The sequence below is a fragment of the Paenibacillus tepidiphilus genome, from assembly GCF_008635795.1.
GTDB classification, from domain to species: domain Bacteria; phylum Bacillota; class Bacilli; order Paenibacillales; family Paenibacillaceae; genus Paenibacillus_AQ; species Paenibacillus_AQ tepidiphilus.
Genome location: NZ_VWRQ01000003.1, coordinates 302,979 through 327,006 on the forward strand (window position 1 = coordinate 302,979; position 24,028 = coordinate 327,006).

Annotated in this window: 22 protein-coding genes; 6 read left to right on the forward strand and 16 right to left on the reverse strand. The window is 56.4% G+C overall.

Features of this window, described 5'->3' with window-relative positions; genetic code table 11:
* Positions 1–135 precede the first annotated feature (135 nt).
* The gene (locus F1379_RS05395) at positions 136–1,005 is read right to left on the reverse strand and encodes an SDR family oxidoreductase (protein ID WP_150267164.1); all 870 of its coding nucleotides are present in this window, start codon (positions 1,003–1,005) and stop codon (positions 136–138) included.
* Between the two features lie 222 nt (positions 1,006–1,227).
* On the opposite strand from F1379_RS05395, the gene F1379_RS05400 reads away from it, so the two are divergent.
* On the forward strand, positions 1,228–1,653 hold the full coding sequence (locus F1379_RS05400; protein ID WP_150267166.1) for an NUDIX hydrolase: 426 nt from the start codon (positions 1,228–1,230) through the stop codon (positions 1,651–1,653).
* Between the two features lie 77 nt (positions 1,654–1,730).
* On the opposite strand, the gene F1379_RS05405 is transcribed toward F1379_RS05400, so the two are convergent.
* From F1379_RS05405 to citZ, 4 genes are all read right to left on the reverse strand, one after another.
* A complete protein-coding gene (locus F1379_RS05405; protein WP_150267168.1) occupies positions 1,731–2,156 on the reverse strand; it encodes a hypothetical protein in 426 nt (141 codons plus the stop codon).
* A 285-nt stretch (positions 2,157–2,441) separates the two neighbouring features.
* Positions 2,442–3,383: a malate dehydrogenase gene (gene mdh / locus F1379_RS05410; RefSeq protein WP_150267170.1), complete on the reverse strand. Its 942-nt coding sequence runs from the start codon at positions 3,381–3,383 to the stop codon at positions 2,442–2,444.
* Between the two features lie 211 nt (positions 3,384–3,594).
* Entirely contained in the window at positions 3,595–4,890 is a 1,296-nt protein-coding gene (icd, locus tag F1379_RS05415; RefSeq protein ID WP_150267171.1) for an NADP-dependent isocitrate dehydrogenase, read from the reverse strand.
* A 140-nt stretch (positions 4,891–5,030) separates the two neighbouring features.
* Positions 5,031–6,143 carry a citrate synthase gene (gene citZ, locus F1379_RS05420; RefSeq protein ID WP_150267173.1) on the reverse strand — a complete coding sequence of 371 codons (1,113 nt, stop codon included), beginning with the start codon at positions 6,141–6,143 and terminating at the stop codon, positions 5,031–5,033.
* Between the two features lie 396 nt (positions 6,144–6,539).
* Here citZ and ytvI point away from each other — a divergent pair, with 396 nt between their 5' ends.
* Together ytvI and F1379_RS05430 are read left to right on the forward strand one after the other, a co-directional pair.
* Positions 6,540–7,655 carry a sporulation integral membrane protein YtvI gene (gene ytvI, locus F1379_RS05425; protein ID WP_150267175.1) on the forward strand — a complete coding sequence of 372 codons (1,116 nt, stop codon included), beginning with the start codon at positions 6,540–6,542 and terminating at the stop codon, positions 7,653–7,655.
* A gap of 155 nt (positions 7,656–7,810) precedes the next feature.
* On the forward strand, positions 7,811–9,067 hold the full coding sequence (locus tag F1379_RS05430) for an acyltransferase family protein (protein ID WP_150267177.1): 1,257 nt from the start codon (positions 7,811–7,813) through the stop codon (positions 9,065–9,067).
* A 77-nt stretch (positions 9,068–9,144) separates the two neighbouring features.
* Here the strand turns inward: F1379_RS05430 and murA are convergent, their stop codons facing one another.
* From murA to F1379_RS05455, 5 genes are all read right to left on the reverse strand, one after another.
* Positions 9,145–10,458, reverse strand: a complete 1,314-nt coding sequence (gene murA, locus F1379_RS05435; protein ID WP_150267179.1) for a UDP-N-acetylglucosamine 1-carboxyvinyltransferase — start codon at positions 10,456–10,458, stop codon at positions 9,145–9,147.
* A gap of 19 nt (positions 10,459–10,477) precedes the next feature.
* A complete protein-coding gene (locus F1379_RS05440) occupies positions 10,478–11,116 on the reverse strand; it encodes an FHA domain-containing protein (RefSeq protein WP_239004567.1) in 639 nt (212 codons plus the stop codon).
* A 294-nt stretch (positions 11,117–11,410) separates the two neighbouring features.
* On the reverse strand, positions 11,411–11,809 hold the full coding sequence (locus tag F1379_RS05445) for an FxsA family protein (protein ID WP_150267183.1): 399 nt from the start codon (positions 11,807–11,809) through the stop codon (positions 11,411–11,413).
* Positions 11,809–12,339: an acyl-CoA thioesterase gene (locus F1379_RS05450; protein ID WP_150267186.1), complete on the reverse strand. Its 531-nt coding sequence runs from the start codon at positions 12,337–12,339 to the stop codon at positions 11,809–11,811. Before F1379_RS05450 ends, F1379_RS05445 begins: the two co-directional genes overlap by 1 nt.
* 42 nt (positions 12,340–12,381) lie before the next feature.
* Positions 12,382–13,563: an MFS transporter gene (locus F1379_RS05455; protein ID WP_150267188.1), complete on the reverse strand. Its 1,182-nt coding sequence runs from the start codon at positions 13,561–13,563 to the stop codon at positions 12,382–12,384.
* Positions 13,564–13,666: 103 nt separating this feature from the next.
* Between F1379_RS05455 and F1379_RS05460 the strand changes: the two genes are divergently transcribed.
* Complete coding sequence (locus F1379_RS05460; protein WP_150267190.1) at positions 13,667–14,410, forward strand: G1 family glutamic endopeptidase; 744 nt, start codon at positions 13,667–13,669, stop codon at positions 14,408–14,410.
* A 136-nt stretch (positions 14,411–14,546) separates the two neighbouring features.
* Here the strand turns inward: F1379_RS05460 and pyk are convergent, their stop codons facing one another.
* From pyk to F1379_RS05490, 6 genes are all read right to left on the reverse strand, one after another.
* Entirely contained in the window at positions 14,547–15,971 is a 1,425-nt protein-coding gene (gene pyk / locus F1379_RS05465; RefSeq protein WP_150267192.1) for a pyruvate kinase, read from the reverse strand.
* 322 nt (positions 15,972–16,293) lie between these two features.
* Positions 16,294–17,295, reverse strand: coding sequence for an acetyl-CoA carboxylase carboxyltransferase subunit alpha (locus tag F1379_RS05470; protein WP_150267195.1), 1,002 nt, complete (start codon positions 17,293–17,295; stop codon positions 16,294–16,296).
* 1 nt (position 17,296) lies between these two features.
* The gene (gene accD, locus F1379_RS05475; protein ID WP_150267197.1) at positions 17,297–18,190 is read right to left on the reverse strand and encodes an acetyl-CoA carboxylase, carboxyltransferase subunit beta; all 894 of its coding nucleotides are present in this window, start codon (positions 18,188–18,190) and stop codon (positions 17,297–17,299) included.
* Between the two features lie 165 nt (positions 18,191–18,355).
* Positions 18,356–18,544 carry a glutamate decarboxylase gene (locus F1379_RS05480; RefSeq protein WP_150267199.1) on the reverse strand — a complete coding sequence of 63 codons (189 nt, stop codon included), beginning with the start codon at positions 18,542–18,544 and terminating at the stop codon, positions 18,356–18,358.
* A gap of 147 nt (positions 18,545–18,691) precedes the next feature.
* The gene (locus tag F1379_RS05485; RefSeq protein WP_150267200.1) at positions 18,692–19,192 is read right to left on the reverse strand and encodes a phosphatidylglycerophosphatase A family protein; all 501 of its coding nucleotides are present in this window, start codon (positions 19,190–19,192) and stop codon (positions 18,692–18,694) included.
* A 74-nt stretch (positions 19,193–19,266) separates the two neighbouring features.
* Positions 19,267–22,941, reverse strand: a complete 3,675-nt coding sequence (locus tag F1379_RS05490) for a DNA polymerase III subunit alpha (RefSeq protein WP_150267202.1) — start codon at positions 22,939–22,941, stop codon at positions 19,267–19,269.
* Positions 22,942–23,137: 196 nt separating this feature from the next.
* Here F1379_RS05490 and F1379_RS05495 point away from each other — a divergent pair, with 196 nt between their 5' ends.
* Positions 23,138–23,461 carry a YtrH family sporulation protein gene (locus F1379_RS05495; RefSeq protein ID WP_150267204.1) on the forward strand — a complete coding sequence of 108 codons (324 nt, stop codon included), beginning with the start codon at positions 23,138–23,140 and terminating at the stop codon, positions 23,459–23,461.
* Positions 23,462–23,468: 7 nt separating this feature from the next.
* Positions 23,469–23,972, forward strand: a complete 504-nt coding sequence (locus tag F1379_RS05500; RefSeq protein WP_150267206.1) for a sporulation membrane protein YtrI — start codon at positions 23,469–23,471, stop codon at positions 23,970–23,972.
* The last annotated feature ends 56 nt before the right edge of the window (positions 23,973–24,028 follow it).

Consider the following 24,028-nt stretch of genomic DNA (forward strand, 5'->3'; position numbering starts at 1 on the left):
TGTACACGCCTAATTGTTACCCTGTCCATCCCCCTCTCACCCACACCCGAACCCGCCACACACAGCAAAAAGCCCTATCCATCAAGGATAAGGCTTGGCCGGAACACCGGTTGTAATTTACACTCACGTCCGGCATCAGCCGTTGATAATCTCGCCCCCGTTGACGTGGATGACCTGGCCGCTCACATAGGACGAGTCGCTGGAAGCCAGGTAGACGTAAGCAGGAGCCAGCTCCTCCGGTTGGCCCGGACGCTTCATCGGCTGGGTGGCGCCGAATTCGCTGACCTTCTTGGCGTCGAACGTCGAAGGAATCAGCGGTGTCCAGATCGGGCCTGGGGCAACGGCGTTGACGCGGATGCCTTTTTCCGCCAGATTCAGGGCCAGCGAGCGGGTGAAGCTGAGAATCGCGCCTTTGGTGGACGAATAGTCCAGCAGCTGCGGTTGTCCGCGGTATGCGGTGACCGAGGTCGTGTTGATGATGGCGGAACCTTTTTTCAGATGAGGCATGGCTGCCTTGGTCAGATAGAACATGGAAAAAATATTGGTGCGGAAGGTCCGCTCCAGCTGTTCGGAGCTGATATCCTCCAGGTTCTCCTGCGGATGCTGCTCGGCCGCATTGTTGACCAGAATATCGAGTTTACCCAGACCGTCCACCGTCTTGTTGATGAGGTCCTGGCAAAAGGCTTCCACGCCGATATCGCCGGCCACCAGAATGCACTTGCGGCCTTCCTGCTCCACCTGGCGTTTGGTTTCTTCCGCATCGGAATGCTCATCGAGATAGGAAATCACGACATCGGCGCCCTCTTTGGCATAATAGACGGCTACCGCCCGCCCGATTCCGCTGTCTCCGCCTGTAATCAGTGCGGCTTTGCCGAGCAGCTTGCCTGCGGCCTTATATTCCGCCGATTCAAATTCCGGCAGCGGGTGCATTTCACTCTCGATACCCGGCTGGCGTTCTTGCTCCTGCGGAGGCAATGTTTTTTGGGTTTGCTTGTTGTCTGACATGTTCATAGTCTCCTTTCGCTGTGCGCTTTTTGATAATCTCACTCGTGTTAGGATGGCTAATGGGACATGCTTTATACGTGTTGCGGCTATAGTGCAATAGTGGTTACGTTATGTTACTTACCACACCTTGGGGGCAGTCAAACGATAATTGTCGTTTTTCCCGGAAGCGAGCTATATACTGGATTAGGTGCATTGAAGGTTCTTGGAGAGGAAGTAGACTTCATGGGGAAAAATTCACGCATTATCATCGTCGCCGTGAAAGGGGTCATTCTGCATCAAGGCAGAATCCTGCTCGTACAGCGTACTTCAGCCGATGCCGTCGGAGCGGGCACATGGGAGTGCGCCGGCGGCAAAATCGAATTCGGGGAAAGCCTGGAAGACGCGCTGGCCCGCGAAATTAAAGAAGAGACCGGCCTTACCGTGGCTGTGGGGGAGCTGCTGTATGCCACCTCGTTCTTAACCGATCCGTCCAGGCAGCTGGTGCTTATTACCTATTTGTGCCGGTCCGTAAGAGAAGAGGTGCGTCTGTCGGAGGAACACAGCCAGTATAAGTGGTGTACGAGGCGAGAGGCAGAACGCTTGCTTTCATCCGGCATCCTGGAGGATTTCACGCGCAGCGGGGTATGGAAGCTGGCGGAGCTGCAGTAACCAGAGACGCCCGAGGAACGCCAATAACCCGCAGCCCCATACGGGGAGGCGGGTTATGTAAGCTGCAGTGAATTGTGCTAAACAATCTCGTTGTATACCATGAAAAAGATCATCAGCACCAGCGCTACCATCAGCAGCAGACTGAAGGTACGGATTTTGCTTGTCTCCGCGGAGACATCGCGGTTCTCACGCATGCCGGCCGCCGCCAGACGCAGCGGTTTGCCGATAATGCCGCCAAACGCAAACATGGCCAGCATCAGCACAACCACGATGACCATCCACAGCACGGAGTAATCTCCTTGGGACATCATGTAGCCGCCTGTCAGCAACTGAATGACCAGCCCGTATTGGGCGAACCGGTTGAAGCCGCTGATAAAGCTCAGCGTGCCCTCCTTGGCGGAAGCAGACAGCTTCTCGGCCTTACCTAGCACAAACGGCAGCACCAGATAAAAGCCAACCGCCAGGGTGCCGATCATATGTAGGAAAAACGTAACCTTCCACATAGCAGGTATCCTCCTATTTATCAGTGATTAAAGTTACATTCTATTATACCCAATCTGGCATAGGAAGAAAAGGAAGCGTCCGCAAGATTTATGCAGCTGACGCCGCGGCCCGGCTAAATCATAGTTTCTCAAAGGTAAACCTGACGCTAAGCGGCTGCACAAAGGCTGCTCCGGCCCTTCAGCGGCACTGCTCATCCAGTCGCATTTTCGTAATTATGCTGGCAGACATACACAGGAAAGCCCCCGGCTTGATAACAGCCGGGGGCTTAATCTTATGCAATTAGATTATAACGTTACTGCCGAAGTTACATTGCGGACAGAATCCGCAGATTTGTCCAGAGCCACCTGCTCCTCCGGTGTAAGCTCCAGCTCGTAGATGTTCTCAATGCCCTCTGCACCCAGCAGCGCCGGCACACCCATGAACAGATCGTTATAGCCATATTCGCCTTCAAGCAGGGCGATGACAGGAATAATCCGCTTCTTGTCCTTCAGGATCGCCTCAGTCATCTGCACCAGCGACGCGGCCGGCGCATAATAAGCGCTGCCGTTGCCGAGCAGGCTGACGATCTCGCCGCCGCCGACGCGTGTGCGCTGCACGATCTCGGCGATGCGCTCAGCCGGAATCAGCGTGTCGATCGGAATACCGCCGACGCTGGAGTACCGCACCAGCGGTACCATGTCGTCGCCGTGGCCGCCCAGCACGAAGCCGCGCACATCCTCCACAGACACGCCCAGCTCCTGGGCAATGAAGGTACAATAGCGTGCGGTGTCGAGTACACCGGATTGCCCGATCACGCGGTTCTTCGGGAAGCCCAGTGTGTTGTAGGCCACATAGGTCATTGCATCAACCGGGTTGCTGAGAATGATGACAATCGACTCCGGAGCAACCTGCTTGATATTCTCGCAGACCGACTTGACGATGCCGGCGTTGGTGTTCACCAGATCGTCGCGGCTCATGCCCGGCTTGCGTGCAACGCCGGCCGTGATGATGACGATGTCGGATTCGGATGCATCCTCATAATTGGACGTGCCCGTAATCTGGCTGTCGAACTTCTGCACCGGTCCGGCCTCCAGCATATCGAGCGCCTTGCCCTTGGTCGGGTTCTCCAGCTGCGGAATATCCAGCAGCACCACATCACCCAGTTCTTTCTGCGCAAGCATAAGCGCCGTAGTCGCACCGGTGAATCCGGCGCCTACAACCGTAATTTTGTAACGTTTGATGGCCACGATTTGACCTCCTAAAAGTTTTGTTAGGATTACTGCTATGAATGTGCTGCGTACAAAACTTGCTTCGTAAGCATCCGCTTAGTTTTGTTAGGATTACTGCTATGAATGTCCTGCGTACAAAACTCGCTTCGTAAGGATATGCTTAGTTTTGTGAGCGTTACTGCTATGAATGTGCTGCGCACAAAACTTGCTTCGTAAGGATCTGCTTCCCCTACAGATGCTTGATGATTTCGTCTGCGAAGCCGGAGCATTTCACTTCGGTTGCGCCTTCCATCTGGCGGGCGAAGTCATAGGTGACCGTCTTGTTGTTGATCGCGGTCTCCATGCCCTTATAGATCAGGTCAGCAGCTTCCTGCCAGCCCAGGTGCTCCAGCATCATCACGCCGGACAGAATGACTGAGCCCGGATTCACAACATCCTTGTCCGCATATTTCGGAGCCGTGCCGTGCGTCGCTTCAAAGATCGCATGTCCCGTGACATAGTTGATGTTCGCGCCCGGAGCGATGCCGATGCCGCCGATCTGTGCGGCCAGCGCGTCGGAGAGATAGTCGCCGTTCAGGTTCAGCGTGGCGATAACGTCGAAATCGGTTGGACGGGTCAGTACCTGCTGCAGGGCGATGTCGGCAATTGCGTCCTTGATGATGATTTTGCCGGCGGCTTCCGCTGCCTTCTGGACGGCATTAGCGGCAGCTTCCCCATCACGTTCTTTGATGACATCGTACTGGTTCCAGGTGAACACCTTGTCGCCGAATTCCTGCTCGGCCACTTCATAACCCCAGTTCTTGAATGCACCTTCGGTGAATTTCATAATGTTGCCTTTATGAACAAGCGTTACGCTCTTGCGGCCATGCTTCACGGCATACTCCACCGCTGCGCGCACAAGACGCTTCGAGCCTTCGGAGGATACCGGTTTGATGCCGATGCCGGAGGTTTCCGGGAAGCGGATTTTGTTCACGCCCATTTCCTTCTGGAGGAATTCGATCACTTTCTTGACTTCCTCGGAGCCTTCCTTGTATTCGATACCGGCATAAATGTCCTCGGTGTTCTCGCGGAAAATAACCATGTCCACCAGCTCGGGATGCTTCACCGGTGAAGGAACTCCGTCGAAATGGCGTACCGGACGCAGACACACATAGAGGTCCAGCTCCTGGCGCAGCGCCACGTTCAGTGAGCGGATACCGCCCCCGATCGGCGTAGTCAGCGGCCCCTTGATGGCTACAATGTACTCACGGATCGCCTCCAGCGTATCATTCGGCAGCCATTCGCCGTATGTATTGAAGGCCTTCTCACCGGCAAACACTTCGTACCAGGCAATCTGCTTCTTGCCGCCGTAAGCCTTCTCCACCGCAGCGTCCAGCACGCGCTTCGATGCGCGCCAGATATCGCGGCCTGTGCCGTCGCCTTCAATAAACGGAACGATCGGCTGATCGGGAACCACCAGTTTGCCGTCTTCGATTGTGATTTGTTCGCCTTCAGTCGGCAGAGCGTATTTCTCCAGTTTCAACATGGTTGGGGATTCCTCCTATGGGATAATTGCAGCAGCCGTTCTGCGGCCCGAACCGGCCCGGTTCCAGGACTGCAGCGGCTGCTGGCGGTATATTTATAGTTTATTCTACTAAAGGGAAGGAGCAGCCTGCAAGGACAGGCTTATCTCTCATCGACCGGAACGTACTTTTGTTCGATCTGTCCAGTGTATTCGGCACGCGGACGGATAATGCGGTTGTTGTCGTACTGCTCAAGGAAATGGGCGGTCCAGCCCGATACCCGGCTGATGGCGAAGATCGGCGTGAACAGCTCACGCTCAATGCCGAGCTGGGTGTACACCGAAGCGGAGTAGAAGTCGACATTCGGCTTCAGTCCCTTTTGCGAAGTAATCAGCTCTTCAATCTTCACGGACATGTCATAGAGCGATGTGTCATTCTTCATCAGGCCCAGCTCGCGGGACATCTTCATCAGATGCTTGGCGCGCGGATCGCCGTTCTTGTACACCCGGTGTCCGAAGCCCATGATTTTCTCGCGGGAATCCAGCTTCTCCTGAATGTACGGCTCCACCTCTTCCAGGCTGCCGATTTCCTCCAGCATCTTCATAACAGCCTCATTGGCCCCGCCGTGCAGCGGTCCCTTCAATGCGCCGATGGCGGAGGTCACGCCGGAATAAATGTCGGATAAGGTAGCGACCGTGACACGGCCGGCGAAGGTCGAGGCGTTCAGTTCATGGTCTGCATGCAGTACCAGCGCGGCGTCCAGCGCCTTGACCGAAATCATATCCGGTTCTTTGCCCCATAGCATATACAGGAAATTCTCGGCCAGCGACAAGCCCTCTTTCGGTGCGACCGGCTCAAGACCCTTGCGGATTCGCGCCAGAGCGGCCACAATCGTCGGGATCTGGGCCTGCAGCTTGACGGCTTTTATCTCATTGGCCTCGCGGCTCATATCGTCGGCAGCTTCATCGTACAGCGCCAGGCTGGATACGGCCGAACGCAGTGCAGCCATCGTGTTGGCTTCCTTCGGAAAGAGCTTCATCTGGGCGATGACCTGCTCCGGGATGGCAGCGAACGCACTCAAATCCCGCTGCAGCGCCTGCAGCTCGATGACGGTAGGCAGACTGCCGAACCACAGCAAATAAGCGGTTTCTTCAAAGCTGGCGTTCACTGCAAGATCGTCGATATCATATCCGCGGTAGGTGAGGACGCCGTCCACAATGGAGCTGATCGAGGAGGTCGTGGCAACGATGCCTTCCAATCCTTTTGTAGCTGTCATATTCTATCTCTCCTTTGCCAACAAGGGTATAAAAACCGTTTCTAACATGATGAAAACATTTACATTTTTAGCGATGAGCACGCATAAAGAGTGGGCAAATGCAGCGTTTGTGGGGAATGCAACGCTATTTTGAAGAAGATTCTTTAATAATCATAACGGATTTTGACGGTTATGTGAACAACATGGAAGCTTTGCCAAACATCAAATGATTTTATCAAGGAGATAGAAAAAAACGAACGATTCTACTGTTTCATGATAGCGTTTTCAGTTTATACCTTCCCCTGCATTCTCCGCTTCCGGATGCCCATAGTCTTTTAGGGACAATCCATGAATATACATAAGGGGCAGCCACTGATTTCAATACGGGGCTAAGAAGCCGGGGGAGAGTTACGGGGAATGGACATGCTTGTGCTGAAAAGAGTGCTGCGCGGCCTTTGGGTGCTGCTGGCTGCTTTGGGACTGGTGCTCGCGGTATATTTTCTGCTGCCGCTGCTCTACCCGCTTCTGCTGGCCTGGCTGCTCGCTTACCTCATGCGTCCGCTGGTGGAGCTGCTGAAGGACATCCGCCTTCCGGGCTGGCTGGCCGTGTCGCTGTCGCTGCTGCTGTATATCGGCGGCACCGCTCTTGTGCTGACGGCCCTGATTACGCGGCTTGTCAAAGAGCTGATCGTGCTGCTGCAGACCTTTGATCTGCACACCGGACAATGGCGCGAGCTGCTGCTCTCCTTCAGCCGCAATGCCAGTATTCAGAACATCATTAACCAGATCAACCAATTCTACTATGACAATCCGGACTACCATGCCACCATCGACAATAATATCAGCAGAACGACGGAAAGCATCGCCCACGCAGTTACAGAGCTGATTACCGGGTTCTTTAATATGATTCTGAAGCTGGTGTCCGCCCTGCCCAGCCTGGGTACAATCCTGATTGTCATCGTGCTGGCCGCTTTCTTCCTCAGCACCGGCTGGGAACGGCACAATGCACGGCTGGGCTCGCTGCTCCCCTCTTCCCTGCAGCGGCCGGTGCTGGAGATCTGGGGGGATCTGCGTAAAGCGCTGTTCGGATATATGAGGGCGCAGCTGGTGCTGATCTCGGTAACGGCAATGATCGTCATCGCCGGACTGCTGGTGCTGCGCGTGAATTCGGCTTTTGCCATCGGGCTGACCATTGGGCTGGTCGATATGATTCCTTACCTGGGCGTCGGGATTATCCTGCTCCCCTGGTCGCTGTACTCGTATATGATCGGCGACCTGGGACTCGCCGCCGGGCTGCTTGTGCTGTATGCCGTCATTCTCGTGACCCGCCAGGTGCTGGAGCCGAAGGTGCTGGCCAGCAGCGTCGGCATTGATCCGCTGGCCATGCTGATCGGCGTATTCGCCGGCATGCAGCTGTTCGGTATGCTCGGCATCCTTCTGGGACCGGTGGTTCTGGTCGTGCTCGATGCCTTTAACCGCGCCGGCGTATTCCGGGCACTGCTCAGCTATGTCGTCAGCGGAAGGCTGCACTGACCGCACTGATATCCCCCCGCTTAGAGAGGTTTGCTTCGATCGCTGTGGTTTATTGCAGAATTCTATATTCCTTGAAGGATTTACCTGTAAGGTATTGAAAGAGTATAGATGCAAGGCGTTCGGAAAGACTCTGCGGAAAAGAGGAATTCAAGCTGATGCCCAAGATTCGTTTAGACAACCCCCAATTCACAGGAGCGGATGGCATTCGGGCGTTCGCCTGCCTGTCCGTAATCCTGCATCATTTGTCACAGCGGCTGGCAATGCCAGCCCAAAAGCACTGGCTCCAGGAAGTGCAGTCCGTTGTTTTACTTGGAAACAGCGGGGTCAGCCTGTTTTTTGTGTTAAGCGGATTTTTGCTGGCGTTCCCCTTCTGGAAGGCTTATCTGGAACACGAGGCATATCCGAGCATCCGTACATATGCACTGCGCCGCGCTGCAAGGATTATGCCCGGCTTCTATGTGTCGTTCCTGGTTTGTCTGTTGCTTGTATGGAGGCTGGACATTCACACAGAATATTTGTGGCGGCGGATCATCACGGGCCTCACCTTTACGACGGGCTTCCACTATACAACATTCTTCCCGTCTGAATTGAATGGCCCGTTCTGGTCGATAAGCTTCGAGGTGTTCTGCTACATGCTGATGCCTCTGTTTATGGCTTTATTGTTCAGGCTCGGCAAGCGGCGGTCCTTCGGCAAGGCGGTCCTGTTCTGGGTGATTGTGTTCGGCTTGATACTGGCCGCCAACTCCCTCGTACATCAGTGGTTTACGCCAGGCGAGAACAGCCGGGGATGGCAATACGGCATGATTGGCGGCGCAAAATACTGGATGCCCCGTTACAATCCGGTCGGATTCTTCGGCCACTTCAGCATCGGCATCCTGACAGCAGGCGTTACAGCCGCACTTATGCAGCGCGGTCCCGCGATCGGACGGTTACGCAGCCTCGGGCTGTTCGACGCAGTCGGGGCGGCTGCCCTGGGGCTTGCCGGCTTGCTGCTCTGGCGCATGCGGCACCTGGACGAATTCGATTTCAGCTTCCAGCAGCAGCCGTATTATTTCCCGGCTTATGCTATTTTGTTCGGAATCGTATTGATGTCGGCACCCTTCAGTCTGAGATTAGGGCGATGGCTGGACAACCGGTTTTTCCGGTTTACCGCAAAAATTTCATTCGGCTTGTATATCTGGCATTATTTGATCATTACGTTAATTGAAAAGTACGGCATCATGGATTACCGCAATTTCGGAATCAACGACGTGTGGCGCTGGTTAGGGATCAGTGTATCCGTCGTCGCCATCTCATATGTAGTAGCGACTCTCTCTTATTATGTTATAGAGCAACCATTCATCAATTGGTCAAGGGGCAAACCAATCTATCGGCGTAAGCGGACGGATGCACCTTCCGGCAAAGCCGCATAGCAGGAAAGGGCCATCCGAAGGGGATGGCCCTAGTAGTCGTTCCAGATGTAAATGCAATATCCATCTACACTATGTCTTTAACGGAATGCACGCACATTCACACTGGCTTGCGGACTCTGGCCCGGCAGCTCCTGCGCATCCAGCTCACGCATTGAGACCTTGGCCCCTATGGACCGGAAGCTGCCAATGACGTCCTCGTAGCCGCGTTCGATATGCTCGACTCCTGTAATACAGGTGCTGCCCTCAGCAGCCAAGCCGGCCAGCAGCAAGCAAGTGCCGGCACGCACATCTGCGGCATGAACCCAGCCGCCTTGGAGCGGTGCCCCGCCGCGGATAAACACGCTTTCCTGCCGCAGCTCGATCTCGGCGCCAAGCCGCCGCAGCTGCGGAACGTGGGCTAAGCGTTTAGGATAGACGCGGTCGTTGACGATGCTCGTCCCCCTGGCCTGCAGCAGAAGCGCGGTCATGGGCTGCTGCAAATCGGTGGCAAAGCCCGGATACATTCCTGTGCGAATCCGCGTTGCCTTCAGCGAGCCGGTTCCGAAAGCTGTAATATGGCTTTCGCCGCACTCCACAGACAGACCTATCTCCTCCAGCTTGGCCAGACATGAGCCCAGATGCTCGGGAATGACGTCCCTGACGGTAACCTGCCCCCCATGGAGCCCCGCCGCCATCAGAAACGCTCCGGCGATCAGCCGGTCCGGAATAACCGTGTGCGTTCCCCCGTGCAGATAAGAGACCCCTTCAATACGGATATGCTCCGTACCCGCCCCGTAAATCCGTGCTCCGAGCCGGTTCAGGAAGCTCGCCGTATCGCACACCTCCGGGTCCACTGCTGCACCATGCAGCCGTGTCTGCCCTTTGGCCAGAACGGCGGCCAGCATCGCATTGATCGTCGCACCCGAGGTAATGGTATCGAAATAAATGTCCGCACCCTTCAGCCCGGCCGTCTCGACCTCATAATGATCCTTGAAGATATGTACTTGAGCTCCGAGCGCTTTAAATACCTTGATATGCTGATCAATCGGCCTTGAACCGAAATCGTCGCCTCCAGGCATTCCGATGGTGACTCTGCCGAATTTGGACAGCAGCGCACCGGCGAAATAATAGGAGGCCCGGTAGCTTGAAGCTTTACCGGGATCGATCACAGAGCTGTGAATCCCGCGCGGATCAATGGTAACCTGCCCGCCTTCCTGTTCCAGCTTCAGGCCGATATCCCGGCCGATATCCGCAATTACACGGACATCATCTATGCGTGGAATGCCCTCTAAAGTGACTATATTGTCAGTCAGACAAGCGGCGGCAAGTAAGGCAAGGGAGCTGTTCTTTGCTCCCGGGATATGTACAGTTCCGTTCAGTGGGCCGGAGTAATCCGCCTGTATGTACTTCATAAAGTTACCTCACTCCCGCCTAGAAAGATTTCATTTCGGATTCGAGCATATAACCGCCGCCGCGCACTGCGCTGATAGGAAAGGTATCCTTTCCGTATTTTTTGCGGACCCGGTATACCAACGCGTTCAGTTCATCGAGCGTCACATCCGTAACGCCTTGTGGTCCCGATACTCGTTCCGGCCATACCCTGGATTTAATTTCGCTCAGCGGAACCAGCCGGTTTGCGTTCTCATGCAGCACACGGATCAGCAGATATTCTTTTTCAGACATCCGGATTCTCCTGCCTTCCACTACACACTCCCGTTTTTCCCAATGAATAGTGAGCGGCAGCTGCGGGATTTCCAGATATCTCGTAATGCTGAGCGGTCCAATATCAAGGGTCTGATCGGCAAACATATATGAAAAGTCCAGGGCCACCATCCCTTTGGCAAGCTTAATGATATCAAAATTGCTCAAGGGATAGGGCATATGGGGCGTTAGCGTGACGCCATTGATCTGGGTTCCGTGCCGGCTTCCTAAATCATAAAGCACCGCCTTGTCCTGCTCCTTGCGGATGACGAAATGTTTCCGGGAAATAAATGCGTTCGTAAAGGCCAAATCCGGAGTGATCTGTCTGGAGGCCCGGCCGACCAGGATTTCATCCTCTCTCAGATTCACGCAGGTGCCCGAACGATAGGGTTCGCCGCGTACGACATATAAGCATGCATAGCTTTCCAGATGAATCCCCTCCGTTTACTGTTCCAGAATTTCTTGCATTGTTAAATAACTCCAGTGCTTATCGTAACTCAAGCTGAAGTGAATTTAAACCCCCGGGCACTGACGGCTCACTCACATTTCAGTAACACTCAGCCCGAAACTGCGTAACGAAAAGTTATGTGACCTGACAGCACAAAAAAGCGCATCACTCCGCTTTATGCTGCAGAGTAACACGCCTTGTCAATGATACCGCAGTTATCTGCGGTAGTAGGTGATGGAGCCGTTCTTCATCTTCTTCTCAATCCATTTCAGCAGAACCGCCCGGTATAGCGGCCGCGTCAGCGGAAATACCAGCGAGAAGCCGACGATATCGGTAATAAATCCAGGCAGTATAAGCAGCAGTCCGCCAAAAAAGATACACAGGCCGTCCAGCATGGTCCGCCCCGGCACCTTCCCCTCCTGCATTTGCAGCTTGCTGTCCTGCAGCACCTTCTTACCCTCAAAGCGCATCATGAGCATGCCAAGACCCGAAGTAAACAGCATCAAGAGCAGCGTCTTGGGTGCGCCGACAGCTTCCGCTACATAAATAAAAGCGAATAATTCCACAGCCGGGATGATAAAGAGAGCCGCCCACAGCCATTTGCTTCTGATCATTACTTTCCTCCTTCTTCCCCGAGCGCTCCTCTGATGGCTTGATACAGCTCCGGCAACGCCCGGTCCAGCCGCACCGGCTTCCACTCCTCGTTCACCCACACATGGCTGGTGGTTCCGGAAACCAGCAATTCGCCGGGAAGCTCCGCATGATCCAGCGGTCCGGCAAGCCGGCTGAGCGCCTGGGCGCTTCCGGCGCCTTCGTCTCCGCTCCCGATCCGGCGCACTTCATATTCATAAACCACCCGCAAGGCTGAACAAACAGTAAGCCGCGCATATACGGCTACAAGATCATCATATCGCGCAGGTGCTTTATATTGCAAATCTGCCGCCGTCACGGGCAGCAGCACGCCCATTTCCTCCATGGAGCGGTAGGTGAGGCCCAGACTGCGGAACATTTCGGTCCGGCCGGTTTCAAACCAGCTTAGATAATTGGCGTGATAAACCACGCCCATCCGGTCGGTTTCCTGATAACGTACCCGAAAGTTCGTTCCATACCAGCGGCCGGCGGGCTCAGGTGCCTGTGACTTCATCTCATTGATGCCCCTTTCGCATAAACTTCCGAACTAATAACGTCAAGCCCCGAGCTCGCCGGAGGCAGCCGGTGCCTGGGTACGGCCGCGCGAGCTGCGGGCTACATAGAACAGCAGTGCCGCCCCGACCAGAGAACTCAGCATACACGATAAATTCATCGCATTTACACCGCCCTGGTTCAGGAGAAAGCCGTTCAGCAGATTGCCCAGAATCCCGGCAAAGCCCGAGAAGACCATGTTGAACACGCTCTGGCCTGTGGCCTGAATCTCCGGAGCGGTAATTTTGGAGACATACTCCACGGCTGCAATATAAAAGAATCCGAAGGACAGGCCATGCAGCACCTGAACTCCGATCATCACCATCGGGTAAGGGAACAGCACCTGGATGCCCCAGCGCAGCACATAAATCAGCGCGCCGAGCAGCAGCGTCCGTTCCATCCCCAGTCTGCGGATAACTTTGGAGGCAAAGAACATGGACGGCACGTTCGTCACAGAAGCCAGAAACAGGGCGATGCCGGAATGGCTGGTTGAGCCGCCCACCGATTGGAAGGCGATCACAAAGTAGGTGCCGAAGGCCGTCATCGTCTGGTTAACCAGAAAGCTGCCGCCGAGAAACGCAAGAAAGATACGGTTGCCGAGCAGCTGCTTCACGCCTTTGGAGAACGACTGGGCCATCATATGATTCTCCTCCGCCTGCTTCGGCAGCGAGAAGGCGATTGCCACAGCGATGCTGCTGAGAAGCAGGAAAGGCACCCATATCGTCGAGACCGATACCTGAGCAACATACTGGGCCCCCGCATAGGCGCCTACAGCCGCTCCTATGCTCATCATCAGCCGGATACTGCCGTAAGTCGCCCCGGCCTGGTTGGCCGCTGTAATGGCGTAAGAATCGGCTATAGGCGCTTGTGTGGATGAGAAGATGGTAGAGACGGTGTAGACCAGCAGCAGAACGATGAAATACTCCGACCGGTAGAAGACGGAGAGCACCGCCGGTACGGCTACGCTGAATATCAGAACCAGGCGCGCCTGGTTATATCTGTCCGAGATCAGCCCCCAGACCGGCTGGATAATTATCGCAATCAGGGTGCCGATGGCCATCAGCATGCCGATCTGGCCGACGTCAAGCCCGTTGTCCTTAAGCAGCAGCGACAGGTAGGAGCCGAACGAGCCGCCGGCCAGCCCCAGGAACAGATAAAAGCCGCGCAGCTTTACTAATTTATTCATAGCTTTCTATAAATCCTTCCCATTCCTTTTTAGCGGAATACCCAACCTTAAGAAGAGTTCGCCGCATTTAATAGAGAGAAATCCTTGCAAAGGCGGTGGACAAGTGGGCATCTCAGCGCAAACCAAGAGCAGCAAGCCCTGTCTTATAGACAAAGCCAATTCGGCCAGGACCCGGAAGGCCGGGTTCGGCTGGAATTCCCGCAACTGGAGCGGCTATGCCGTCACCGGTGCCAAGGGTTCCTTCAAGCGGATTTCCGCCGAGTGGAATGTCCCTTATGTCAAAGCTACAGAAAGGCCGACTTATTCATCGGCCTGGATCGGCATCGACGGCTTCCGGAACGGCAGCCTGATCCAGACCGGCACCGGCCATGAATCGGTGAACGGAAGCGTACATTACTATGCCTGGTGGGAGATTCTCCCTGCTGCGGAAACCGTCATTCCGCTTCCTGTTTCGCCAGGCGACCACATGTATGCGCTGATCTACAAGCTCCGGCCCGGCAAATGGTGCATCCTGCTCCGCAATGTAAGCAAAGGCTGGTTCTTCCGCACGGTACAGCGGTATTCCGGCCCGCACAGCTCCGCAGAGTGGGTCGTAGAAGCTCCGCTGGTCGGCGGCAGCGTTGCCGCCCTCACCCGCATGACATCCGTCTGCTTCAGCCGCTGCCGGGTGAACGGCCGCAGTCCGCGGCTTGCCGCCGCTAACGGCGGCTATATGGTCCAGAAGCGGGTGACGGTAGCCATCCCTTCCTGCCCTAACCGCTGCGGGGACGGCTTTACCGTCAGGCGTTCCTATCGTAAAAGCGTACCGCTCGCTTGCTCGCGGGGTCCGCTCTTTAATCCATCCTAGTGTGTTACCTTGTATAAATACCGGGCACCAGTCATAAGGCCGGTGCTGCTTAAACAAACTTCCACTCCTACAAAAAGAGCAATGGTGAATTACACCATTGCTCTTTGATCTATCCATTCAAGAATTAAAATGCAGCTTAGTCGGCAGGAATGGTGTCCACTTTCACCAGGTTGGTGGAGCCGGATTTGCCCAGTGGGATACCTGCAGTAATCACTACCAGATCACCGGATTTAACCAGTCCGGAAGCTTTGCCGCCCTTAAGTGCGGTTTCCAGCAGCTCGTCGGTCGAAGTGGCTTCTTTGCCGTATACAGGCGTAATGCCCCATACAACAGCCAGCTGACGCATAGTTCTTTCTTGAGTCGTCACCGCGATGATTGGCGATTTCGGACGATATTTGGAAACGACGCGTGCTGTGTGGCCGGTAACGGTGGAAGAAATGATCGCTTTGGCGTTCAGATCCAGCGCAGAAATGGCCACGGATTGGCTGATTGCTTCGGTAACCGTTGTTTCCTGGGCGATCTGCTGCTTCATGAAGATTTCACGGTGGTTCAGCGCAGATTCAGCCTTCTCGGCGATGCGGGACATCGTCAGTACGGATTCTACCGGATACTTCCCGGCAGCTGTTTCGCCGGACAGCATGATAGCGTCGGTTCCGTCGAATACGGCGTTAGCCACGTCACTCGCTTCAGCGCGGGTAGGACGCGGGTTGCGCTGCATGGAATCCAGCATTTGCGTTGCTGTAATGACCGGCTTGCCGGCAACATTACATTTACGGATCATCATTTTTTGCACGAGCGGCACATCTTCAGCAGGAATTTCCACGCCAAGGTCACCGCGGGCAACCATCAGACCGTCAGATACAGCCAGGATTTCGTCAAGGTTGTCAACGCCTTCCTGGTTCTCGATCTTGGAGATGATCTGAATGTGGGAAGCGTTGTGCTTCTCCAGAAGTGTGCGGATTTCCAGAACGTCGCTGGCTTTGCGGACGAAGGAAGCGGCGATAAAATCAATGTCCTGTTCGATCCCGAAGATAATGTCGTTGGTATCTTTTTCCGTAATACCCGGCAGGGAAATAGCAACTCCAGGCACGTTAACGCCCTTCTTGCTCTTGATCGTTCCGCCGTTTACGATACGGGTCTTGATTTCAGTGCCCTGAATGTCAACAACTGTCAATCCGATCAGACCGTCGTCGATCAGAATGGTCGATCCGACTTGAACGTCGTTAGGAAGATCCGCGTAAGTCACCGAGATACGGTTCTGATCGCCAAGGATTTCTTCCGTAGTCAGTGTCAGGTATTCGTCCTGAACCAGTTCAATCGGTTCTACTTCCAGCTTGCCTGTGCGAATTTCCGGTCCTTTGGTGTCGAGCAGAATGGCAACAGTCTTGCCAAGTTCCTGCGAAGCCTGACGGATCGTTTTGATACGGCCGCCGTGCTCTTCGAAATCGCCATGGGAGAAGTTCAGACGGGCTACATTCATACCAGCCAAAATCAACTTTTTGATGTTCTCCAACGACTCACTCGCAGGTCCGATTGTACATACAATTTTACTTTTCCGCATTAGGTTTTCCTCCGTTTTTTCGTTCTCTCTGTCTCACTTTTTCCAACTACAAAATCTACTATAAGGCTTGATGCTTGTATAGGAACTTTATCACATATGCCATATACTGTGCCCTTATGAATATTACTGCAACTTGGAGACAAAATCAATGTTGCAGCGAGGTTTTCGTGTAAAATCCGGTCGAATTCCGCTGTACTTGGGACCCCGAAACATAAGAATCCCGCCAGATCGGCGGGATTCTTATTATAGTAAAATCAAACTTCACCCGGCATACCTTACACAGCCAGGCATAGTGCGGAAAGTACAAATCCGCTGGGACTCTTCACTCCGCTCCGCGCAGCTCTTCTTCAAGCACGGCAGGCTCGGCCTCCGGCTCAGCGAACTCGCCGATCTTGCGGAACTTGCGGTAGCGGTCTTCGATGAGCGCATCGGCATCCAGCAGGGACAGCTCCTGCAAATGGCGCCAGACCGTTTCCCTGATCGCCTCCGCCGTCGCCTCATAATCGCGGTGGGCCCCGCCTTGGGGCTCGGGAACAATCTCTTCGATAACTTCATTCGCCAGCAGATCGGCCGCCGTAATCTTCATCGCTTCCGCCGCCTGCTCCGCCTTCGCGGCATCCTTCCACAGGATCGACGCGGCGCCGTTCGGTGAAATCGCCGAATAGATGGCGTGCTCCAGCATCAGCACACGGTTGCCGACGGCCAGGGCCAACGCTCCGCCGCTTCCGCCTTCGCCGATGACGACACAGACCACCGGCACCTTCAGCCGGGACATCTCGAACAGACTGCGGGCGATTGCTTCCGACTGGCCGCGCTCTTCGGCCGTGTTCCCCGGATAGGCGCCCTTGGTGTCGATGAAGGTAACAATCGGACGGCCGAATTTCTCGGCCTGCTTCATCAGCCGTACCGCCTTGCGGAAGCCTTCCGGATGCGCGCTGCCGAAGAAGCGCTGAATGTTGTCCTTGGTGTCCTTGCCGCGCTGCTGCCCGATCACCGTCACCGGACGGCCGTTCAACCGGGCGATTCCGCCAACCACGGCCAGATCGTCACCGAACTGGCGGTCACCGTGCAGTTCAATGAAATCCGTAAAGATGAGGTTAATCAGATCCAGCGAGGTAGGCCGGCCGTGGTGCCGGGCCAGATGCATCTTCTGCGAGGCTGTGATATTCGAATAAATCTCATCCGCCAGTACACGGTAGCGCTCCTCCAGACGGGCGATTTCATCGCTGAAATCAATGCCCTTCTCTTCTCCGAACTGCTGCAGCTCCCCGATCTTCTTGCGCATTTCAATCAGAGGCATTTCAAAAGGCAACTCTCCCGCCATCTTAAAATCCCCCTTTCCCGTCATGAAGCTCCAGCAGCTTCGTCAATGTGGAGCGCAGCTCCTTGCGGTGCACCACCATATCCAGCTGGCCGTGCTGCAGATTAAATTCCGCCGTCTGGAAATCATCGGGCAGCTTCTGGCGGATGGTCTGTTCAATGACGATCCGTCCGGCAAAGCCGAAGACGGCGCCGGGCTCGGCGATGATAATATCGCCAAGGCTCGCGAAGCTCGCGGATACTCCGCCGGTTGTCGGGTCCGTAATCACCGAGATGTAGAGACCCCCTGCATCGCTGAAGCGGGCCAGCGCCGCGCTGGTCTTGGCCATCTGCATCAGGCTGAGAATGCTCTCCTGCATCCGTGCTCCGCCGGAGGTGGAGAAGATCAGCATCGGCAGCTTTCGCTCGGTGGCTTCTTCCACCGCCCGTGTAATCTTCTCGCCGACGACCGATCCCATACTGCCGGTGAAGAACTCAAAATTCATCACGGCGATAATCACCGGATGTCCGCCGATGGTCCCCTGACCGGTAATGACGGCCTCAACTTGTCCGGTTTTGGACTGCTGCTGCTCCAGCTTGGAGGCGTATCCCGGGAAATTCAGCGGGTCAACAGATGACATTTCGCTGTCAAATTCAATAAACCCTTCGGGGTCCAGCATCATGGCAATACGCTCAGAGGCGTTAAGACGCATGTGATGGCCGCAGGAAGGGCATACCTTCAAATGCTTCTCCAGCTCTTTGCTGTACTGGATGCTTCCGCATTTGCTGCATTTGCTCATCAGCCCTTCCGGGATTTCCCGCTTCGGGCGTTCGCCTTCAGCGGCTCCGCCGCTCCGCTCCAGACGATCTGAAGGGATCGTGGCGTACTTCCGTTTCTTTTGAAATAAATCTTTAAACAAGGTCGCACCTCTTCAGCCGTTTATTTGCAAATACAGTAGCCATGCGGCTGCTGCTCAGTCTAGTTCAGGGCGTGCATGGCGCTTTGCGCAGGGTCGTGAATGGCGGTCTGTTGAAGCTTGTACCTCCAAGCGGAAGAAGCCTCCGCTCTACCCGCCTGTTCGCTTCTAGGGATGCAAAATCAGATTAAGGACTTCCTGCACTTCCTCAAGCTCGCCGGAAGGAACCAGAATCTCGAACTGCTGCTTGGACATATTGATCGGGCGGCATTTCACCATAAATCCTTCTTCCGTCAGCCTGCTTTGAATCATATCCGCCACTTTGGCGGTCGGCGCAATGTATATTACCGTCCACATGCCCTGACAAAGCCTCCCTAATCTAAATTCCCGGCCGTACCCGTATATTGGAATCATGATAACACAGTTTTCTTTGCACCCGCAACAGGAGTAGGACAAAGGAAGCAGGACCGGGAGGCCCAAATTTTGTTAATGCCGGATGGAGGATCATTCCGTCCCGGTGTGATGCGGGTATACCCTGGCTCCCTCGTGGCGGTGGGCGATCCGCGCCGATGCGGCGGCCGCGATGCCGGCCACGAGATCATCCAGGAACACATGAATCCGCCCTTCCTGGTCATTGAGCTTGCCGATGATGCCCAGCTTGATTTTGTCGAGGTAGCCGAAGCCGGTCAGCCCGATCATCCCGTACACCCCGGTTATCCCGAGCGCCAGAGTCTCGTCCGCCCCGTACAGCGATTCGTCCGCCTCCATCACCGCCTGCAGCGGCTGGGGCAGGACGCCTTGCTCTGCCAATTCATCGAGCGCTACGCCTGTCATCAGCGTATATTGCACTTCTCTTTTGCCGAGTACGGCCTTCACGCTCGCCAGACATTCCTCATGAGTTAAATCGGAATAATACGCCGACTGTAAAATATATACGATCTCCGCGATGGAAGCAAGTGTGACACCCCTGCGTTCCAGCATATCCGCCGCCAATTGGTAAGACATATGGCCACTCTCCTTTCCGCACGGGACAATGCCCTGTGGTTCCCTAATGTATGCGGAAAGTCACAAATATGTGCTTACTTTATTCGCACCGTGCCCGCTCCCAGCATGTCTTCGACAGCGGCGACCAGCTCCCCGGTGGGACTGATCCGGTAAGCGTCGCTCAATGCGAGCAGCCGCTGGTCGCGTTCGTAGAACAGCACGGTTGCGGACGGGCCGGGATGGCTCTGCAGCAGCGCCTGGAGGCGGGTCAGCAGCGCCGGATTCTCGGCATCCGGCGTGATCTTGATGAAGACGCGCGGGCCGTTCTCGGCCGGCCCGGATCGTGCCTGCCCCGCAGCTGCAGCCGGCCTGGTACGCGCCTGCTGCGCTGCTGCGGCCGGCGTGGCCCCTGCGGCGGCTGGCGCCGCTGCAGGCTCTGCCCGGACCGCTGCGCCGGCAGAGGCGCTGCGCGGGCCGGCTGCCCGCGCGGGGGCACCGGCGCCCGGCGTGCGGGCGGCGCCGGAAGCGCGGGCCGCTGCGGCGCGGCTCCGCTGCAGCAGCCCGCGGACCGCGCCGGCGTCGAGCGGCGCGGCTTCTTCGGCGAGGAGCTTGAAGCCCTCGTCCTCCTGCTGCACCCTGGCGCGCAGCGCCAGCAGCGCGCCCTTGGCGATCATGCTGCGGCTGCGCTTCCACACCTCGGGGAAGAACACCACCTCGCAGCGCTCGATCTGGTCCTCCCATTGCACGAAGGCCATGGCCTTGCCGGCTTTGGTGGTAATCTCCTTGACGGACACCACCATCCCGGCCGTCACGGACATGCTCTCGTCCTCGGCTTCGCCGAGATCCATCAGCCGCTGCATGCCCGGCTCCTCCAGCAGCTCCGCGTAGTCGTCGAGCGGATGACCGGAAAGGTAGAGTCCAAGCAGCTCGCGCTCCAGCTCAAGCTGCTGGCCCACGCTCAACTGTGGAATCTCCGGGTAACGGATTTCCCAGTTCGGTGTCTCGATCAGATCGTCGAACAGCTGAATCTGCAGCTCCTCGCGCTCCTTGCGCCATTTGAGCGCCGCATCCACCGTCTCGTCCAGCATGGCGAGCAGCTGCGCCCGGTGGCCCGGCAGCCGGTCGAACGCTCCGGCCTGCACCAGCGACTCGATGACGCGCTTGTTGCAGACCCGCAGGTCCACGCGGCGGCAGAAGTCCAGCAGGCTGTCAAAAGGACGTTCCTGGCGGACCGCCATAATGTTCTCTACCGCAAGCGTGCCGACATTCTTGACTGCACCCAGACCGAAGCGGATATCGCCGGCACCTTCTCCCGCCACCGGCGTGAACAGCACGCCGCTCTCGTTCACATCGGGCGGCAGTACGCCGATGCCTGTGCGGTGGCATTCCAGCACATATTCCGCCACCTTGCGGTGATTGCCCATGATAGCCGTCAGCATCGAGGCCATAAACTGCACCGGATAGTGCGCCTTCAGATAAGCCGTCTGGAAGGCCAGCACGCCGTAGGCGGCGGCATGGGCACGCGGGAAGCCGTAGTTGGCGAAGCGCACGATCATGTCGTAGACCGCATTGGCATCCTGTTCCCCGTAGCCCAGCCGCAGGCTGCCTTCGACGAAATGGCTGCGCTCCTGGTCCAGCGTCTCGCGTTTCTTCTTCGAGACCGCACGGCGCAGCAGATCGGCTTCGCCCAGCGAGAAGCCGGCCATGCGCGAGGCGATCTGCATGATCTGTTCCTGGTACACGATGATACCGTAAGTATCGGCAAGGATCGGCACCAGGTCCTGATGGGGGTACTCCACCTCGAATTCCCCATGCTTGCCGCCGATATATTTAGGAATAAATTCCATCGGGCCCGGACGGTACAGGGCCAGCACGGAAATAATATCTTCAAATACACTTGGCTTCAAATCCTTCAGCACGCGGCGGATGCCCGCCGACTCCAGCTGGAAGACACCGGTGGTCTCGCCCAGCCCGAGCATTTCATAGGTCAGCGGGTCGTTGTCCGGAATGCTGCGGAAATCAGGCACGCTGCCCGTCATTTCCCGGACCCAGTCCAGTGTACGCTCAATAATGGAGAGGGTGCGCAGACCCAGGAAATCCATCTTGAGCAGGCCGACGCTCTCCAGATTCTCCATGGAGTACTGCGTCAGCGCCGTATTCTCGCTGCCTGCCTGCAGCGGCACATTGTCGGTCAGCGGGCCTTTGGAGATGACGACTCCGGCGGCATGCGTCGAGGCGTGCCGGGGCATCCCCTCGACCTTCATCGCCATGTCGAGCAGCCCCTTCGTCTTCGGGTTGCTGTCATACATCACCTTCAGCTCAGGGCTGCTCTCCAGTGCCCTGGCGATGCTGATACCAAGCTGTCCGGGGATCAGCTTGGCCGCTTTGTCCACCTCGTTATACGGCAGATTAAGCGCACGCCCGACGTCCCGGACAGCGGCGCGGGCCGCCATCGTGCCGAAGGTGATGATCTGCGCCACATGCTCATGCCCGTACTTATCGACAACATAGGCGATAACCTCATCGCGCCGTTCATCGCTGAAATCGATGTCGATATCGGGCATTGTAATCCGCTCGGGATTGAGGAAGCGTTCGAAGAGCAGGTTGTATTTCAGCGGGTCTACATCGGTGATCCGCAGGCAATAGGCGGTCAGGCTGCCCGCGGAGGAGCCGCGCCCCGGTCCGGTGGCGATGCCCTGGCGGTGGCAGAAGGCGATGAAATCCCAGACGATCAGGAAGTAATCGCTGAAGCCCATCTTCTCGATGACGCCCAGCTCATAATCCAGCCGCTGCCGGGCTGTATCTTCAAGCTCCGGCGAAGGCCAGCCGCCAGGGCCGGCATAACGCTCCTCCAGCCCCTGCAGGCACAGCTGCCGCAGGTATGCGGCGGCATCCAGCCCTTCGGGCAGAGGTGAATATTCAGGAAGAATATGCTCGCCGAAGGTTAACTCCAGATTGCATTTTTCCGCAATCGCCTGCGTGTTCTCCAGCGCCTGCGGCACATGCGGGAACAAGGCGGCCATCTGCTCGCCGCTCTTCAGGTAGAGCTGATCCGTTCCGATCTTCAGCCGGTCTTCATCGTCCACGGATTTGCCGGTGCCGATGCAGATCAGCACATCCTGCACTTCGGCATCCTCGCGCTCCAGATAATGGACATCGTTGGTGGCGACAAGCTGGATGTCCAGCTCCCCGGCCAGCGCAATCAGCTTCGGATTGACCCGCTTCTGCTCGGGCATGCCGTGGTCCTGCAGCTCCAGGTAGAAATCATCGCCGAAGATGGTCTTGTACCGCAGCGCCGCCCGGCGGGCTTCTTCGTCCCGGCCGTGCAGCAAATGCTGCGGCACTTCCCCGCCCAGACAGGCGCTGAGGCAGATGATGCCTTCGGCATGGGCGGCCAGCGCCTCCATGTCGATACGCGGCTTGTAATGCTGACCCTCCAGATGGGCGATGGAAACAAGCCGCATCAGGTTCCTGTAGCCGTTCAGATTCTTCGCCAGCAGGATCAGGTGATAGATCGGCTGGTCTTTGCGGCTGCCCCGCTCGCGGCGCGAGCCTGCCGTCAAATAGGCCTCGCAGCCTATAATCGGCTTGATGCCTGCGGCGGTGCAGGCTTTATAAAAGGGAACGGCCCCGTACATCACTCCGTGATCGGTCAGCGCCAGCGATGTCATGCCGTATTCGCCGGCCCGGCGCACGAGATCAGTAATGCGCGCGGCCCCGTCCAGTAAACTGTATTCGCTGTGCACATGCAAATGCACGAATGGGCTCAAACGTCCCCACTTCCCTTCAGCTGCCAAAATCAAAGCATATGATCTAACTATTTTATCATATTCCCCCGGGAGCCGCCCATAGAATGGATTAGATACACCGGGGACAGGCCGGCGCTGTTTCAAAGAGCACCGCCTGCACCCATAGCAATAATACCTGTATAAGCCCCCTCCGATAATCCATGAAAGGAGCGCATGTATGAATGTATTCTTAAGCAAAGCCGCGCTCGACTTCTTTATTGCCTTCGGCATTGTACTGGGCGGCGCCATGCTGGGCGGCGTCGGTGCGGCGGTCTCGCTGCAGCCCCCCACCCAGACGATGCTGGAAATCGCGGACCGGATCAAGATTTGGGCCCTGGCCGCCGCCGTCGGCGGGACGATCGACCCGATGAGGGTTATTGAGAGCAATATGCTCGGCGGCAACCTGTCGCCCGCCATCAAGCAGATTCTCTATCTCGTCTTCGCCTTCCTGGGCGCCCACATGGGCAGCGAGCTGGTCAAATGGGTCTGCGGCAAGGGGTGAATGAATAATGAGAGTGCCGCCGTTTCACCGCTACCGCCGCTTTTCGCAGATTTCCGCCGTATTTGTGCTGGGAATGGTCGCGGGTTCCGTGCTGTACAATTCAATATTTCATGCGGGGTATAGCGTGCTTTGGAGAGACAATCAGGAAATGCGCCTGGAAATGGAGCAGTACCGCAAGGACATTCAGACGCTGAAGAAATACAACAATACCTCCACGGTGATCCGCGAGATCAAGCTGCGTGCGGAAGAGAGCAGGGACAAGGACGGTGAGGCGGCACTGGACCCGGCAACGGCCAAGGAAATCGTCGTCAAAATGACGAAGGATCTGGAGCCGATGCGCGGCCGCAGCATGTTCGAGATTGACACCGACGGCAAGCTGGCACGCCTCCTGCTGGACGGCAAAATCTATATCGTCCGTGAAAAAGAGTACGCCGTCAGCATCCGCACCATGCTGGTCATGGAGGGCGTGCTGCAAATCTGGGTCGAAATCCGTCCGTCGGCGCGGGGCTGACATTGACATTGGCTGTTCGAGCTGAAACCCAAAGAACCCCAGCAGCCTGGGGCTCT

Excerpts from the sequence above, each read along its gene's own strand:
- F1379_RS05395 (WP_150267164.1), bottom strand. The coding sequence starts at position 1,005 with ATGTCAGACAACAAGCAAACCCAAAAAACATTGCCTCCGCAGGAGCAA.
- F1379_RS05400 (WP_150267166.1), top strand. The coding sequence starts at position 1,228 with ATGGGGAAAAATTCACGCATTATCATCGTCGCCGTGAAAGGGGTCATT.
- F1379_RS05405 (WP_150267168.1), bottom strand. The coding sequence starts at position 2,156 with ATGTGGAAGGTTACGTTTTTCCTACATATGATCGGCACCCTGGCGGTT.
- icd (WP_150267171.1), bottom strand. The coding sequence starts at position 4,890 with ATGTTGAAACTGGAGAAATACGCTCTGCCGACTGAAGGCGAACAAATC.
- citZ (WP_150267173.1), bottom strand. The coding sequence starts at position 6,143 with ATGACAGCTACAAAAGGATTGGAAGGCATCGTTGCCACGACCTCCTCG.
- ytvI (WP_150267175.1), top strand. The coding sequence starts at position 6,540 with ATGGACATGCTTGTGCTGAAAAGAGTGCTGCGCGGCCTTTGGGTGCTG.
- F1379_RS05430 (WP_150267177.1), top strand. The coding sequence starts at position 7,811 with ATGCCCAAGATTCGTTTAGACAACCCCCAATTCACAGGAGCGGATGGC.
- murA (WP_150267179.1), bottom strand. The coding sequence starts at position 10,458 with ATGAAGTACATACAGGCGGATTACTCCGGCCCACTGAACGGAACTGTA.
- F1379_RS05445 (WP_150267183.1), bottom strand. The coding sequence starts at position 11,809 with ATGATCAGAAGCAAATGGCTGTGGGCGGCTCTCTTTATCATCCCGGCT.
- F1379_RS05450 (WP_150267186.1), bottom strand. The coding sequence starts at position 12,339 with ATGAAGTCACAGGCACCTGAGCCCGCCGGCCGCTGGTATGGAACGAAC.
- F1379_RS05455 (WP_150267188.1), bottom strand. The coding sequence starts at position 13,563 with ATGAATAAATTAGTAAAGCTGCGCGGCTTTTATCTGTTCCTGGGGCTG.
- pyk (WP_150267192.1), bottom strand. The coding sequence starts at position 15,971 with ATGCGGAAAAGTAAAATTGTATGTACAATCGGACCTGCGAGTGAGTCG.
- F1379_RS05470 (WP_150267195.1), bottom strand. The coding sequence starts at position 17,295 with ATGGCGGGAGAGTTGCCTTTTGAAATGCCTCTGATTGAAATGCGCAAG.
- F1379_RS05480 (WP_150267199.1), bottom strand. The coding sequence starts at position 18,544 with ATGTGGACGGTAATATACATTGCGCCGACCGCCAAAGTGGCGGATATG.
- F1379_RS05485 (WP_150267200.1), bottom strand. The coding sequence starts at position 19,192 with ATGTCTTACCAATTGGCGGCGGATATGCTGGAACGCAGGGGTGTCACA.
- F1379_RS05495 (WP_150267204.1), top strand. The coding sequence starts at position 23,138 with ATGAATGTATTCTTAAGCAAAGCCGCGCTCGACTTCTTTATTGCCTTC.
- F1379_RS05500 (WP_150267206.1), top strand. The coding sequence starts at position 23,469 with ATGAGAGTGCCGCCGTTTCACCGCTACCGCCGCTTTTCGCAGATTTCC.